The 15,374-nt window shown below is 67.3% G+C and carries 13 protein-coding genes and 1 tRNA gene; 13 read left to right on the forward strand and 1 reads right to left on the reverse strand.

Translation table 11 applies throughout. The annotated features are described in order from the left end of the window. The first annotated feature begins 2 nt into the window (after window positions 1-2). The 13 genes from E3O65_RS06290 to E3O65_RS06350 all read left to right on the forward strand — a co-directional run bounded on the left by E3O65_RS06290 (window position 3) and on the right by E3O65_RS06350 (window position 14,132). Window positions 3-608: a 50S ribosomal protein L25/general stress protein Ctc gene (locus E3O65_RS06290; protein WP_134362885.1), complete on the forward strand. Its 606-nt coding sequence runs from the start codon at window positions 3-5 to the stop codon at window positions 606-608. Window positions 609-646: 38 nt separating this feature from the next. After that, a complete protein-coding gene (pth, locus tag E3O65_RS06295; protein ID WP_134362886.1) occupies window positions 647-1,228 on the forward strand; it encodes an aminoacyl-tRNA hydrolase in 582 nt (193 codons plus the stop codon). 61 nt (window positions 1,229-1,289) lie between these two features. Further along, window positions 1,290-4,916 (forward strand): transcription-repair coupling factor, encoded by a 3,627-nt coding sequence (gene mfd / locus E3O65_RS06300; RefSeq protein WP_134362887.1) that lies wholly within the window; start codon window positions 1,290-1,292, stop codon window positions 4,914-4,916. Window positions 4,917-5,155: 239 nt separating this feature from the next. Continuing rightward, a complete protein-coding gene (locus E3O65_RS06305; protein ID WP_134362888.1) occupies window positions 5,156-5,881 on the forward strand; it encodes a nucleoside triphosphate pyrophosphohydrolase in 726 nt (241 codons plus the stop codon). Window positions 5,882-5,942: 61 nt separating this feature from the next. Then, entirely contained in the window at window positions 5,943-6,476 is a 534-nt protein-coding gene (locus tag E3O65_RS06310) for a ferritin (protein ID WP_134362889.1), read from the forward strand. Between the two features lie 63 nt (window positions 6,477-6,539). Beyond that, the gene (gene hisS, locus E3O65_RS06315; protein ID WP_134362890.1) at window positions 6,540-7,796 is read left to right on the forward strand and encodes a histidine--tRNA ligase; all 1,257 of its coding nucleotides are present in this window, start codon (window positions 6,540-6,542) and stop codon (window positions 7,794-7,796) included. A 105-nt stretch (window positions 7,797-7,901) separates the two neighbouring features. After that, window positions 7,902-9,182: a phosphopyruvate hydratase gene (gene eno, locus E3O65_RS06320; protein ID WP_134362891.1), complete on the forward strand. Its 1,281-nt coding sequence runs from the start codon at window positions 7,902-7,904 to the stop codon at window positions 9,180-9,182. Window positions 9,183-9,306: 124 nt separating this feature from the next. Continuing rightward, entirely contained in the window at window positions 9,307-9,783 is a 477-nt protein-coding gene (locus E3O65_RS06325; protein ID WP_134362892.1) for an FtsB family cell division protein, read from the forward strand. Beyond that, on the forward strand, window positions 9,780-10,301 hold the full coding sequence (locus E3O65_RS06330) for a DUF501 domain-containing protein (protein WP_134362893.1): 522 nt from the start codon (window positions 9,780-9,782) through the stop codon (window positions 10,299-10,301). Before E3O65_RS06325 ends, E3O65_RS06330 begins: the two co-directional genes overlap by 4 nt. Then, window positions 10,298-11,581: a S8 family serine peptidase gene (locus E3O65_RS06335; protein ID WP_134362894.1), complete on the forward strand. Its 1,284-nt coding sequence runs from the start codon at window positions 10,298-10,300 to the stop codon at window positions 11,579-11,581. The genes E3O65_RS06330 and E3O65_RS06335 overlap by 4 nt, the downstream gene beginning before the upstream one ends. 38 nt (window positions 11,582-11,619) lie before the next feature. Then, window positions 11,620-13,119 (forward strand): NAD(P)/FAD-dependent oxidoreductase, encoded by a 1,500-nt coding sequence (locus tag E3O65_RS06340; RefSeq protein ID WP_134362895.1) that lies wholly within the window; start codon window positions 11,620-11,622, stop codon window positions 13,117-13,119. Between the two features lie 78 nt (window positions 13,120-13,197). Further along, window positions 13,198-13,273, forward strand: a tRNA-Leu gene (locus tag E3O65_RS06345). A 469-nt stretch (window positions 13,274-13,742) separates the two neighbouring features. Then, window positions 13,743-14,132, forward strand: coding sequence for an SHOCT domain-containing protein (locus E3O65_RS06350; protein ID WP_134362896.1), 390 nt, complete (start codon window positions 13,743-13,745; stop codon window positions 14,130-14,132). Between the two features lie 174 nt (window positions 14,133-14,306). Here E3O65_RS06350 and E3O65_RS06355 read toward each other — a convergent pair whose 3' ends face one another. Further along, window positions 14,307-15,233, reverse strand: a complete 927-nt coding sequence (locus E3O65_RS06355) for a Ppx/GppA phosphatase family protein (RefSeq protein WP_134362897.1) — start codon at window positions 15,231-15,233, stop codon at window positions 14,307-14,309. Between the last annotated feature and the right edge of the window lie 141 nt (window positions 15,234-15,374).

Genomic DNA, 15,374 nt, shown 5'->3' on the forward strand with positions numbered 1-15,374 from the left:
TCATGGCTGACGCCACCAACAAGATCGACGCCGACCTGCGCGTGAAGTTCGGCAAGGGCGCGGCCCGCAAGCTGCGCGTTTTGGGCAAGATCCCCGCCGTCATGTACGGCCACGGCACCACGCCGGTCCATGTCGCGCTGCCCGCGCACCAGATCGGTCTGCTGCTGCGCCGCGCGAACGCCGTTCTCGAACTGAACATCGATGGAAAGAGCCACCTGACCCTGGTCAAGGACGTCCAGAAGGACCCGTTCCTGCAGATCATCGAGCACCTCGACCTCATCGTCATCCGCAAGGGTGAGAAGGTCCAGGTTGAGATTTCCGTGCACCTGACCGGTGAGCCGGCCGCCGGCCTGATCGCCGACCTGGACACCAAGACCCTGCTGCTCGAGGTCGAGGCCACCAACATCCCGCAGAACCTCAAGGTCTCCATCGAGGGCCTCGAGGACGGCGCGCAGATCCACGCGAAGGACGTCGAGCTCCCCAAGGGCGCCACGCTCATCTCCGATGAGGACGCCGTTGTTGCACTCGTGCACCTGCCCGCCGAGGAAGAAGAAGAGGAAGAGACCGAGGCCGCCGAGGGCGACGCCGAGGCTGCTCCTGCCGAGTAGTCATTCCCTTCTGGTTTCGCGTCAAGCGGAGGACTCCCCTGGACGACAATCTCTGGCTCGTAGTCGGGCTCGGCAACCCCGGGCCCGACTACGCCGGTAACCGGCACAACGTCGGCCACATGGTGGCTACCGTGCTGGCCGGCCGCATATCGGCGAATTTCAAGAACCACAAAACGAACTCCTCGGTCGCTGAGGGGCGCAGTTTTCCGGGTGGACCGAAGCTGGTGTTGGCCAAGCCGAACACGTACATGAACGTGTCCGGCGGGCCGGTGGCCGCGCTGCTGCGCTTCTACTCGCTGCCTCCGGCGCACCTGATCGTCATCCACGACGACCTCGACATCCCGTTCGACACGATGAAGATCAAGGTCGGCGGCGGCCACGGCGGCCACAACGGGCTGCGCGACATCATCGCCGCCATCGGCACCAACGAGTTCATTCGTATCCGCGTCGGCGTCGGGCGCCCACCCGGCCGTCAGCCCGCCGCGGACTTCGTGCTGCACGACTTCGCGTCGACCGAGCGGGCGACCCTGCCCAACCTGTTGACGGATGCCGCCGACGCAATCGAGCTCATCGCCGCCGAGGGCGTCACCGCCGCGCAGCAGAAGTTTCACGCGCCGTAGCCTCCCGCGACAGTGCCCGGGGCGCGGGGTGGCTTTCAGCCGGGTTGCGTAGACTTGTCCAGTGACTCTCCAGGGCATAATTGCCACACTTTCGCGCGCCTCCACATTCGACAACGCGCTCGCTTTCGCGAACCGCGACGTCGACTTCTCTCTCACCGAAGGGCTGCGTGCGCCGCTGCTCGCCGCACTGCTCGCGCAGCGCGTGCAGCTGGGCAAAGCCCCGGCCCTGCTCCTGATCACCGCCACCGGTCGGGAGTCGGAGTCGTTGCACGAGAATCTCGCCTCTTTCACCGACAACGCCGAAATCATCGACTTCCCGGCCTGGGAGACGCTCCCGCATGAGCGCCTCAGCCCCAGTGCCGAGATCGTCGGCAAGCGCCTATTCGCCCTCCGACGGATGCGCGAGTGGGAGGAAAGCGGCCCCACCGCAGGGCGCCCCCTGATCGTCATCGCCTCCGTGCGCGCCGCGCTGCAGCCCGTGGCCGACAACCTCACCGACTATGAGCCGATCGATCTGGTCGCGGGCCAGCGCGGCCATGACCTCTCCGCCATCGCCCGCCAGCTCGTCGACGTGGCCTACGCCCGCGTGGACATGGTCACCCGGCGCGGCGAATTCGCCGTGCGCGGAGGCATCCTGGACGTCTTCCCGTCGATCGCCCCACACCCATTCCGGGTTGAATTCTTCGGCGACGAGGTCGAGCAGATCCGCGCGTTCTCGGTCGCCGACCAACGTTCATTCCCCGACCCGGTCGCGTCGGTCAGCCTGCCGCCGAGCCGCGAACTTTTGCTCAGCCCCGCCGTGCGGCAGCGGGCCCGCGAGATGCAGCACGAGTTTCCGAGCCTGTCCGGCCTGCTCGCCAAGATTGCCGAGGGCATCCCGGTCGAAGGTATGGAGAGCCTTGCACCCGCTCTTCTCGACCGGCTCGTTCCGATCACCCACTACCTGCCCGCTGGGGCGGCCGTCGCCGTGATCTCGCCCGAGCGTGTTGCCTCGCGGGCGATCAGTCTGGCCGAGACGAACCGGGAATTCCTCGGTGCAGCGTGGAGCGCCGCGACCGCGGGCGCCGAGGCGCCGATCGACCTGGAGTCCGGCGACTTCCTCACCCTCGGGCGGCTGAGGGAGGCCGTGCAGTTCAGTGCGCCCGGCGCCCCGGCATCCGCGCACGTGTGGTGGACCCTGAGCTCTTTCCAAGCTGCGCCGACGGATGCCCCTGTGCTGCCGGAGCACCGCGAAATCGACGACCTGCTCACCGTCCGGGTCGAGGGCGACGCCGTTCCGAGCTTTCAGGGAAGCGTCGAGGGTGCCGTCGGCCACCTGTCCGAGCGGATGAAGGCCGGCTGGACCGTCGGCATCGTCGCACAGGGTGCCGGGCTGGTCGAACGCGCCGCCGATGTGCTGGCCGAGCGGGAGCTTCCGGCCCGCATCGTCACGGAATGGCCCGGCACACCGGAACCCGGCATCGCGTACCTGCTGCAGGCATCCGTCGACCACGGTTTCGAACTGCCGGAGACGAAGTTCACTCTCGTCAGCGAGTCCGAGTTCTACGGCCGCACGGTCGGCTACGACGCGCGCCAAGTGAAGAAGCTGGCCAGCCGCCGCAAGAACGTCGTGGACCCGCTGCAGTTGAAGGCCGGCGACCACGTCGTGCACCAGACGCACGGCATCGGCCGTTTCATCGAGCTCACCCAGCGCGAGGTCTCCAGCGGCGGCCGCAACCCGGTCAAGACCAAGCGCGAGTACCTCGTGCTCGAGTACGCGCCGTCCAAGCGCGGGCACCCGGGCGACAAGCTCTACGTGCCCACCGACCAACTCGACCTGGTCAGCCGCTACGTCGGCGGCGAGGCTCCGGCACTGAGCAAGATGGGCGGCAGCGATTGGTCCGCCGCGAAGACCAAGGCGCGTCGCGCCGTACGGGACATCGCTGTCGAACTCGTCAAGCTCTACTCCGCACGGATGGCCAGCAAGGGTCACGCGTTCGGCCCTGACACCCCCTGGCAGCGCGAGCTGGAGGAGGCCTTCCCATTCGCGGAGACGCCCGACCAGCTCACCACCATCGACGAGGTCAAGGCCGACATGGAACGGCCCATCCCGATGGACCGGCTGCTCTCCGGCGACGTCGGGTTCGGCAAGACCGAGGTGGCCGTGCGCGCCGCGTTCAAGGCAATCCAGGACGGCAAGCAGGTCGTGATGCTCGTGCCGACGACCCTGCTTGTGCGCCAGCACATGGAAACGTTCCAGGAGCGCTTCGCCGGGTTCCCCGTGCACCTGCGCGCCCTCAGCCGGTTCCAGACCGAGAAAGAGTCTCGCGAGACCATCGCCGGAATGCTCGACGGCACCGTCGACCTCGTGATCGGCACGCACCGGCTGCTGTCGGACTCCATCGTGTTCAAGGACCTGGGCCTCGTGATCATTGACGAAGAGCAGCGTTTCGGTGTGGAGCACAAGGACGCCCTGAAAAAGCTGAAGACCAACGTGGACATCCTCGCCATGAGCGCCACGCCCATCCCGCGCACACTGGAGATGGCGGTCACCGGCATCCGGGAGATGTCCACGCTGGCCACCCCGCCGGAGGACCGGCACCCGATTCTCACCTTCGTCGGACCGTACTCCGATCGCCAGGTGGCCGCGGCCATCCGCCGGGAGCTGCTGCGGGAGGGGCAGATCTTCCTTGTGCACAACCGGGTGTCCAGCATCAACCGGGTGGCCGCCGCGCTCGCCGAGCTCGTGCCCGAGGCGCGCATCGCGGTGGCGCACGGCCAGCTGCCCGAGGCCCAGCTCGAGCAGGTCGTCGTGGACTTCTGGGAGCGCAAGTTCGATGTGCTCGTCTCGACCACGATCATCGAGACCGGGCTCGACATCGCGAACGCGAACACGATCATCATCGACCGGGCCGACAAGTTCGGGCTCAGTCAGCTGCACCAGCTGCGCGGGCGGGTCGGCCGTGGCCGCGAACGCGCCTACGCCTACTTCCTCTACGACGAGAACAAGCCACTGACCGAGATCGCGCACGACCGCCTGGCCACGATCGCGGCGAACAACGAGCTCGGCGCCGGAATGCAGGTCGCGCTGAAGGACCTCGAGATCCGCGGCGCCGGCAACCTGCTCGGCGGCGAACAGGCCGGGCACATCGCCGGGGTGGGCTTCGACCTCTACCTGCGCATGATCGGCGAAGCCGTCAGCGCCTTCCGCGGCGACGTCGCCGAGGGGCAGACCGAGCTGCGGCTGGAACTGCCCGTCGACGCGCACATCCCCGAGGACTACGTCGACAGCGAGCGGCTGCGTCTCGAGGCCTATCAGAAGCTCTCCGCGGCCAGCTCACCCACGGCCGCGAAAAACCAGATCGACCTGGTGCTCGAGGAACTCACCGACCGCTACGGCGAACCCCCGCAGCCCGTGCAGCATCTGGTGCTGGTGTCACGCCTGCGCTGGATGGCCCAACAGGCCGGCCTCGGCGAGGTCGTGGCCATGGGACCGAACCTGCGGGTGTCGCCGGCGGACCTCGCCGACTCGATGCAGGTGCGTCTGCAACGCATGTACCCGGGCTCGCGATACTTCACCCAGAACGGCTCGCTCACCGTTCCCCTGCCGCGCGTCAACGGGGAACCGCTCGGGGACGCCGCGCTGATCGCGTGGGCCGGCACCCTGCTCGACGCGCTCTTCCCGCGCCCCGTCGCCGCGGTCGCCTGATGCATGAGCCCCGCGCGCCGCGGCAGGGCCAAGCCGGGGCATCCGTCCGCACGTAACTGAGGAGATTTTCGCGAAACGCCGGCTATCTCGGCCCGATCAGCGGCGTGTTGCGAAAATGTCCGCAGGTAAGGTCGCGGCCGCCGATACCGGATGCAACCTCCGCGGATGCCCGTGGCAGGCCCAGCCCGGCGGAGCAGCCCCGCGGTTCCCCGGCAATTCGGGGCGATTAGAGTTGTCGCGTGACCTCTTCAGACCTTCCCACCGGGCTTGCCTCCGCCTCCAGCCTCGATGAGCTCGTGCGCGTGGTGGCCCTGCTACGTGCCCCGGGCGGGTGCCCGTGGGACGCGGAACAGACCCACGAGTCGCTGGTGCAATACCTGACTGAGGAGACGCACGAACTGATCGAGGCGATCGAGTCCGGCAGCCGCGACGAGCTGCTGGAGGAGCTCGGCGATGTGCTCTATCAGGTCATCTTCCACGCCGACCTCGCCGCGCACACTCCGGGTGAGGGCTTTGACATTCAGGATGTCGCTGCGCAGATGACCGCGAAAATGGTGGGGCGGCATCCGCATGTCTTCGGCGACGTGAACCTGGAGACGGCCGACGACGTGGCCCTCGCCTGGGACGACTTCAAGGCCGCCGAGAAACCATCCCGCACGAGCGTGCTCGATGGCATCCCGCAGGGCATGCCGGCGCTCGCGCTCGCCGACAAGGTGCTCGGCCGGGCTCAGAAGATCGGTTTGCTCGGCTCCGAGGCGGCGTTTCCGCTCCCGATCGAAAGCGAGGACCAGCTCGGCCCGCTGCTGCTGGCGATCGTGTCCGCGGCCAAGAGCCAGGGACTGGACTCCGAGCGTGCGCTGCGCACGGCGCTCCGCGGGTTGCAGGACGAGATTCGGGAGGCCGAGACAACGGATGCCCGCGGCATCGACGTCGCCGATGCCGGGATCATCGGTCTCCCCGGCTGATCCTCCGGCCCGCAGTTATTTCGTGGTGATGCCGACCGGGCAGAGGCGGTACCGTCAAACCATGAGCCAGACATCCTTCAATGACCTTCTGTCCGCCCAGATCGGCAACGAATTCGCTGCATCGCAGCAGTACATCGCCATCGCCGTCTGGTTCGACAACCAGGCTCTGCCGCGGCTGGCCGCGCATTTCTACGCGCAGTCCATTGAAGAACGCAACCACGCCATGATGCTCGTGCAGTACCGCCTCGACCGCGACCTGGGAGTCGAAATCCCCGGGATCCCTGCCGTGCGCAACGACTTTACCAGAGCGGTCGAGCCCATCGCGCTGGCGCTCGCCCAGGAGAAGCAGGTCACCGCGCAGATCGAGGCCATGTTCCGGGCCGCGCGCGCCGACGGCGACGCCCTCGGAGAGCAGGCGATGCTCTGGTTCCTGAAGGAGCAGGTCGAGGAAGTGGCCTCCATGTCCACCCTCCTGACCATCGCTCAGCGTGCCGGCGACAATCTTTTCGACATTGAGAACTACATCGCCCGGGAGACCGTGACCGGCGGCACCGTCGACTCCGACGCCCCAGGTACGGCAGGCGGCGCCCTCTGAGCCTGATCCGAACCGACGCCACCCCGAACCGTCGGGCTGATCCGAACTGGCACAATTAGGGCTATGGCAACACCAGTGACCCCTCCCCGCGGCATGCGCGACTTCCTCCCCGCCGACAAGGCCTCGAGGGAGCACGCGCTGGCCGTGATCCGGCGCAGTTTCGCCGCGCACGGCTTCGATGAGATCGAAACCCCGGTCATGGAAGACGCCGCGCGGCTGCACTCAGGGCTCGGCGGCGACAACGAGAAGCTCGCCTTCGCCGTGATGAAGCGTGGCCTCAAACCGGCGGATGCCGCGGCCGCCGCCGAGTCCGGCGACCTTCTCGCGCTGGCCGACCTGGGTCTCCGGTTCGACCTCACCGTGCCGCTGGCCCGCTTCTACGCCACTCACCGTGCGGAGCTGCCGACGGTGTTCCGCGCGATCCAGATCGCGCCGGTCTGGCGGGCGGAGCGCCCGCAGAAGGGTCGCTATCGTCAGTTCGTGCAGTGCGACATCGACATCATCGGCGAGTCAGGGCTGCTCGCCGAGATCGAGCTGATCACGGCGACCGCCGCCGCGCTTGACGCCCTCGGCCTGACCGGGTGCTCGATCCGCATCAATGACCGGCGCATCCTGACCACGCTGCTCGCGCACTGGAAGGTGGCGCCCGAACTGAACGAACGTGCGCTGATCGTGATCGACAAGCTCGACAAGATCGGCGTCGACGGGGTCGTCGCCGAGCTCGGCGGTCTGGGCATCTCCACCGCTGACGTCGCCGAGACCCTGAACGGGATCGCCGACGCCGGTTGGAACGCCGCCGATTCGGCTCCGCCGGTCTGGCTCGACACCGATGCCTACGCCGATCTGCTCGCGCTTCGTGCCGCGATGCCCGGGGTGCGGCTCGTCTTCGACCCGACCCTCGTGCGCGGGATGGGCTACTACACGGGCACCATCTTCGAGATCAGCCACCCGGACCTCGGCTACTCCCTCGGCGGCGGCGGCCGGTACGACGGAATGATCGGCCGTTTCCTCGGCACCGACGTGCCGGCCTGCGGTTTCTCAATCGGATTCGAACGCATCGTCGACCTGTTGGGGGCGGATGCCGCATCCTCCGAGAACGCCGTCGTGCTGGTGTACGAGAAGGGAACAGATTCCGCCCAGCTCGTGGCGCTGAAACAAACACTGGTCGAACAGGGTCTCCGGGTGCGCCTCGAACAGCGCACCAAGAACGTCAAGGCACTGCTGGAACGCGCGGCCGGAGCGGGATATGGACGCTACGCCTTCGTCGGAAACGGCGCACCCGGCGAAGCCGACCTTGAGTTCCGTTCCCTCGGCGGCTGAGCCCAGTCGCTAGACTGTTACCGGATTGGAACACGGCGCTGTCTTCCTTGATTCCTTCAGACCAACACCCCAACAATTAAAAAATATAGGAAACAGGAGATAGCTGTGGCTCTCATTGAGGCAGTAGTAGCACGCGAGATTCTTGACTCCAGAGGCAACCCGACCGTCGAGGTCGAGGTATTGCTTGATGACGGTTCGGTTAGCCGCGCCGCCGTTCCGTCCGGCGCATCCACCGGTGCGTTCGAGGCTTACGAGCTTCACGACGGCGACAAGTCACGTTATTTGGGCAAGGGCGTTCTCAAGGCCGTTGACGCCGTCATCGACGAGCTCGGTCCGGCAGTCGAAGACCTCGAGGCCGCAGACCAGCGCATCATCGACGCCGTCCTGAACGAGACCGACGGAACCGACAACAAGCACCGCGTCGGCGCCAACGCCATCCTCGGCGTCAGCCTGGCCGTCGCCAAGGCAGCTGCCACGTCGGCCGGCCTGCCGCTGTTCCGTTACCTCGGTGGCCCGAACGCGCACACCCTGCCGGTCCCGATGATGAACATCATCAACGGTGGCTCCCACGCCGACAACGACGTGGACATCCAGGAATTCATGGTTGTCCCGCTCGGCGCCGAGTCCTTCGCCGAGGGCCTCCGCTGGGGCACAGAGACCTACCACGCCCTGAAGGCGCTGCTCAAGTCCAAGGGCCTCTCTACCGGCCTCGGCGACGAGGGTGGCTTCGCCCCCAACCTGCCGAGCAACCGTGCCGCACTCGACCTCATCGTCGAAGCCATCCAGAACGCCGGCTACACGCCCGGCAAGGACATCGGCCTTGCGCTCGACTGCGCCGCGTCCGAGTTCTACAAGGATGGCGTCTACCACTTCGAGGGCAAGGAACTCACCGCCTCTGAGCTGTCCGCCTACTACGTCGAGCTCGTGGGCGCCTACCCGCTCGTCTCGATCGAAGACCCGCTCGAGGAAGACGACTGGGAGGGCTACGTGCACCTCACCGCCGAACTCGGCGACAAGGTCCAGATCGTCGGAGACGACCTGTTCGTGACCAACCCGGTTCGTCTGGCCAAGGGCCTGGCCCTCGGCACCGCCAACTCCATCCTGGTCAAGGTCAACCAGATCGGCACTCTGACCGAGACCCTCGATGCGGTTTCCCTCGCGCAGCGCGCCGGCTACACCGCTGTCATCTCGCACCGCTCCGGTGAAACCGAAGACACCTTCATCGCCGACCTCGCGGTTGCAACGGATGCCGGCCAGATCAAGACCGGAGCGCCCGCACGCAGCGAGCGCGTCGCGAAGTACAACCAGCTGCTTCGGATCGAAGAAGAACTGGGCGAGGCCGCTGTGTACGCGGGCCGCTCCGCTTTCCCACGCTTCAAGGCGTAGATTGACTGGAGCCCTCGCGGCGCGGGTTACGGCCCACGCCTCGAGGGCTCCATTTTTTTGTCCTTTTGCGGTTAGGGTTCCTTTGCGGGACAACCGCGATCACCGATGCGGGAAGGGAGCGGCCGTGGCCAAGAAACGTGCAGACCGCACGCCCGTAGCGCTCCCCGACACCGAGACCCCGGCCGCCCGATGGCTGAGGGGCCTACGACTGTCCGGGTTCTCCCTGGTGATGATGGGGCTGCTGATCATGGCCGTCGTCGTCCTCGCTCCCGGCATCCGTACCTTTGTGGATCAGCGCCAGCAGATCGACCGGCTCACGGCCGCAGTCGAGGCACAGCAGGGCGCCGTGGAAGAGCTCAAGAGCGAGCGGGAGCGCTGGAACGACCGCACCTACGTCACCACCCAGGCCCGGGACCGGCTGTCGTACGTGCTGCCCGGCGACGTGAGCTTCCTCGTCATCAACGACCTGGCGTTGCCCGTCGCCGGCGGTGCTGCCGAGTCGGTCGCCACCCCCACCATCCAAACCACCAACGTCGATTGGCTGTCTTCAATGTTCGCCTCCGTAATGACGGCCGGTCTGGCTCCCGAGGCCGCGAAATGACCCGGCCCCCCTTCGAACCGGTCACCGAGTCCGACATTGCGATCGTGTCCGCCCAGCTCGGCCGCCCGGCCCGCAACGTCGTCGGCATCGCCGGGCGGTGCGTGTGCGGCGCCCCGACGGTGGTGGCCACGGCGCCCCGCCTCGCCGACGGAACCCCGTTCCCCACCCTGTACTACCTGACCCACCCGGCGGCCACCGCCGCACTGTCGTTCCTCGAGGCCACCCAGGTGATGAACGAATACAACCAGCTCCTCGCCGATGACGAACACGTGCGCGCCCGCTACCGTCGGGCGCACGAGAGCTTCCTGTCCGACCGCGAGACCCTGGGCACGGTGCCGGAAATCGCCGGCATCTCCTCCGGCGGCATGCCCGAGCGCGTGAAATGCCTGCACGCGCTGGCCGCACACTCCTTGGCCGCGGGGCCCGGCGTGAACCCGATCGGAGACTTCGCCCTCGCGCGGGCGGCCTGGACCCCCACCGTCTGCGAGTGCCTCGACTACACCGCGGCCGACGCGTGACCCACTCCGCTTGGTTTCGAGCGGGTGCGGGCGTTGCCGTGGCCCTCACCGTGGTGCTGGGGTCGGCATCCATCGCACCGGCCTTCCCTGCCTACGCGGCAAACACGCAGGTGCGCGACCTGGAGTACTGGCTGAACGATTACGGATTCACCAAGGCCTGGAACACGACCCGTGGGGCGGGGGTGACGGTCGCCGTCATCGACACGGGCGTCGACACGAGTGTGCCTGAGCTCACCGGCGCGGTCACCGGGGGCACGGATGTCTCCGGGCTCGGCTCCGCCAACGGGCAGACGCCCGTCGGCGAAGGCAGCGAGCACGGCACGCTGGTGGCCTCTCTCCTGGCTGGCCGCGGCACGGGGGAAGGATCGGGTGTGCTGGGTGTGGCACCAGAGGCGTCGATCTTGGCTGTCTCAGTGGCCTTCGGCAGCAGCGACGCCACCCTCAGCAACGACGACCAAATTGCCGAGGGCGTCCGCTGGGCCGTCGACAACGGCGCTGACGTGATCAACATGTCGCTCACGCGCAACACCCTGGACTGGCCGTCGAGCTGGGATGACGCGTTCCTTTACGCCTTCGAAAACGACGTCGTCGTCGTGGCCGCCGCCGGAAACCGGGGTAGCGGAACAACTGAGGTAGGTGCCCCGGCCACAATCCCCGGCGTATTGACCGTCGCCGGCGTCGACCGCAACAAGGGCGCCAGCTTCGACGCCTCCTCGCAGGGCATCACGATCTCCGTGGCGGCGCCCAGCGAACAGCTCGTCGGCGTCGTTCCCGGCGGCGGCTACGTGCAGTGGAACGGCACCAGTGCGTCCGCACCCATCGTGTCGGGACTCGTCGCGCTCGTGCGTGCCGCCTATCCCCGGCTCGACGCGGCCGAGGTGATGAACCGGGTCATTGCGACTGCCGACGCCAACGGTCGCGAGGTGCCCAGCCCCATCTACGGCAACGGCCTGATCGACGCTGCGGCGGCGGTCACCGCTTTCGTCCCCGCGTCCGCCAGCCCGGAACCGGCGGCCCTGCTGGAGGAATGGATCCGGGTGCACCGGCGGGCCGACACCGAACTGGCGCCCACACCGGACACCGCGACGCAAGAACCCGTGGCCCCGAAGGACGACCCGGAGCGACCGCTGCCGAGCGTGGCCGCGGCGTGGTTGCCCACCCCGCTCACCCTGACGTATGTCAGCGTGCCGCTCATGGTGCTGGTCGGGTTTGGTACTCTAGTAACGCTGTTCGGCATCGGGGCCACTCGGCACATCAAGCGAATACGATCAAAACGGTAAGTTTTCGCGCATCCAAATCTTGTAGGAGGACTTCCCTAGTGCCCAAAATTCTGATTGTCGGTGGCGGATACGCCGGGTTCTACACTGCGTGGAAGCTGGAGAAATGGCTCCGCACCGGCGAGGCTGAGGTCACCATGGTCGACCCGCTTCCCTACATGACCTACCAGCCGTTCCTGCCGGAGGTCGCGGCCGGGTCCATCGAGGCCCGACACGCCGTCGTCGCTCACCGTCGCCACCTGAAGAAGACTGTCGTCGTCACGGCCAAGGTCACCCACATAGACCACGCCACCAAGACGGCGACCATTACCCCGCCGATCGGTGAGCCGTATGAATTCGTCTACGACATCGTCGTCGTGACGGCCGGCGCCGTGTCCCGCACCTTCCCGATCCCGGGCGTCGCCGACCAGGCGATCGGGCTCAAGACCATCGAGGAGGCCGTCGCCATCCGCGATCGCGTTCTCACCAACTTCGACAAGGCTGCCCTGCTGCCGGCCGGCCCCGAGCGCGACCGCTTGCTCACATTCGTCGTCATCGGCGGCGGTTTCGCGGGCATCGAGGTCTTCGCCGAGCTGCGCTCATTCGCCTCTTCGCTACTCAAGTCCTACCCGCAGATCGGGTTCGACGACACCCACTTCCATTTGATCGAGGCCATGGGGCGCATCATGCCTGAGGTTTCCCTGCCCACCAGCCTCTGGGTCATCAAGCACCTCGACGAGCGCGGCGCGCAGATCCACCTCAATACGCAGCTGACCAGCGCGGTCGACGGCAGGATCGAGCTCTCCACCGGTGAGAGCTTCGAGACCGACCTGATCGTCTGGACCGCCGGAGTCATGGCGAATCCGGCCATCGTGCGCCACACCGACCTTCCGATCGAAGAACGCGGGCGCCTGCAGGTTCGCCCGGACCTGCGCGTCGGCACCGAGGACGAGATCATCGCCGACGCCTGGGGCGCCGGCGACATCACGGCCGTGCCTGACCTCAGCGGCGGCGGCGTGGGCGGTTTCTGCGTGCCCAACGCCCAGCACGCGGTGCGCCAGGGCAAGCTTCTCGCGAAGAACATCGTCGCGGTTCTGCGCGAGGAGGCTCCCAAGGAGTACCTGCATAAGAACCTCGGCGCCGTTGCCGGCCTCGGCACCGGCTCCGGTGTCTTCCAGTCCGGCAAGATCGCCATCAAGGGTCTGCCGGCCTGGTTCGCGCACCGCGGCTACCACGGCCTGGCCATGCCGAGCTGGGAGCGCAAACTGCGCGTCGTTTGGGGCTGGGTGAACAACTTCTTCCTCGGGCGCGACATCGTGTCTCTGGCCGCGACGGAAAACCCGCGGGCCACGTTCGTTGAGTTCGCCTCGCGTCCCAAGCCCGCCGCAGAGGCCGTGGCTCCGGCCAAGGCACCGGTGAGCGCGGCCGCGGCGCAGCCCACCGCCACCGCGGCTTCGTCCGTTACGGTCCCCGCCGTCAAGGCGCGGGCACCTCGCGCCCCGCGCAAGACGGCGGCCGAGAAAACAGCCGAGCAGGCTGCGGAGACCGCAGCCGCCAAATAGCAGGGTCTGCGGGCGTCAGCGGTTGAAGCCGCGGCGCCCGCAGCGCCTACGCTTGAGGCGTTCGGACTCTCCGGACGCGCCCCCGTAGCCCAATGGCAGAGGCAGACGACTTAAAATCGTCACAGTCTGGGTTCGACCCCCAGCGGGGGCACCACGCACCATGCGCATCCGCACCGGGCAATACCGGTGCCCGGCGGTCGCTAGTCAGAGTGCCCGCCGTCACCGCTTGCCGTGCAGGCCAGAGCCGAGCAGCTTGCACCGGCATCGGGACAGGGTGAAACACCAGAACCCACCGTCGAGGGAAGGAACATCTCCCGGAGCGTGACTCAACTCGCGTGCACCTTCGCATCGGCCCGGGCGGCGCTAGTCGGAAGTGCATCGTTCATGACCTGGGCATCGGACACGCCGGTCGGGCGCACCGTGTGGAAATGCCCCCGGAAGATCGGCGGCTGCAGAGAAAACCAGTTTCGAACCGCTGTGGCGGGGGCCTGCCTGGAGGTCCTCAAGGGCGTTTCTGCGGCGTGACGGGGCCTTTCCGCGCCGGTTTGGTCGCGCTACCATCCTCCAGTGAAACGGCCGTTGCCTCCTGCTACGTGCCCTTCCCCGACGACGGAGGAACAACTATGGATTTTCTGGAAGCAACGTGGGATGTCATCTGGTTCTTCTTTTGGACCTTCGCGTTCATCGCCTATCTGATGGTGCTGTTCTCGATCATCGGGGACATCTTCCGTGACAACACGCTCAACGGCTGGGCCAAGGCCGCGTGGATGCTGTTCCTCATCTTCGTGCCGTTCCTGACTTCCCTCGTCTATCTGATCGCCCGAGGCAAGGGCATGGCCGCGCGCCAGATGCAGGCGGCCCAGCGCAACCAGCAGGCCACGGAGGAGTACGTGCGCTCCGTCGCCGGGTCGGGTGGCTCCGCTGACGAGATTGTGAAGGCGAAGGCGCTGTTCGACAGCGGCACGATCACCGGCGAGGAGTACGCGGCGCTGAAGGCGAAGGCGCTGCGCTGACCTACTCCGCCACACCGGCCGATGCCCGGAGAGTTCCCGGCCAGGGCATCGGTGTGTCGCCACCCGGGATCACGGGCGCTGCAACCAATTCGACGGAGATTTTAGGCTCGGGGCACAGTTTCGGGCGATTCGGAGCCATTCTTGCCAAAATCTCCGTCGACTTGGTTGGGGAGACTACTCAAGGTGGTCGAGGTACCTCAGGATGATGCCCTCGCGCAGCGCCCAAGGGGACACTTCCAGCTCGGTCACGCCGAAGGCGGCCATCGCCGCGCTGAGAACGATGCCACCGGCCACGATCTGGAAGGTGCGGTCTGCCGTGATGCCGGGCAGTGCCGGACGGGCCTCAGCCGGGATCCGGGCCAGCCGCGGGACCCAATCGGCCAGCTGGGAACGCGTCAGCAGCATTCGTTCGCCTGAGCCGAAGCCCTCCGACGTGGAGCCGGCCAGTTTGGCCAAGGACCGGATGGTCTTGGACGAACCGACCACGTGATGCGGCGCTGGGAGTCCCTGGAAGGCGGTCACGGCCTCCGCGAGCACCGCGGCGGCATGCGCGCGGAGTGCGGACACCTGGTTGGGCAGCGGAGGGTCGTCGTGCAGGAAGCCGATGGTGGAGCGGCCGGCTCCCAGGGGCAGTGACAGGGCGATGGCGGGGATTTCGTTCGCGCCGGCGGCGATCTCAAGGGAGCCGCCGCCGATGTCGAAGAGCAGGATGTCCCTGGCCGACCAGCCGTACCAGCGCCGGACGGCCAGAAAGGTCAGTCGTGCCTCGTCCTCCCCGGACAGGACCTGCAGGGCGACGCCCGTTTCCCGCTCGACCCGGGCGAGCAGTTCGGGCCCGTTCGAGGCCTCGCGCAGAGCGGAGGTGGCGAATGGGAGCAGATCGTCGACCTGGTGTCGACGGGCTACCTCGGCCGCATTCCGCACCGCCTCGAGCACGGCGGTGCAGCCCTCGTCGGTGATGGCTCCGTCGGGTGTGAGGTAGCGCATCAGCCGCAGTACGGACTTGTCGGAGGCCATCGGCACCGGCTGGGCGCCCGCATGCGCGTCGACGACCAGCAGGTGGACAGTGTTCGAACCGACATCAAGGACTCCGAGGCGCACCCTTCCGACGATAGCGTGCGGGGGACCCGCCCAGGGCCATCGAGGGCGGAGCGGCCGGCTATCTACTCGCGGACACCTCGCCCGACGACCCAATCACGGTCATCCCGAGGCTCGGGGTCGTGTCGCGCACGGCGGGCGTTG

Origin of the sequence: Cryobacterium breve (assembly GCF_004402375.1) — a bacterium.
GTDB lineage: Bacteria > Actinomycetota > Actinomycetes > Actinomycetales > Microbacteriaceae > Cryobacterium > Cryobacterium breve.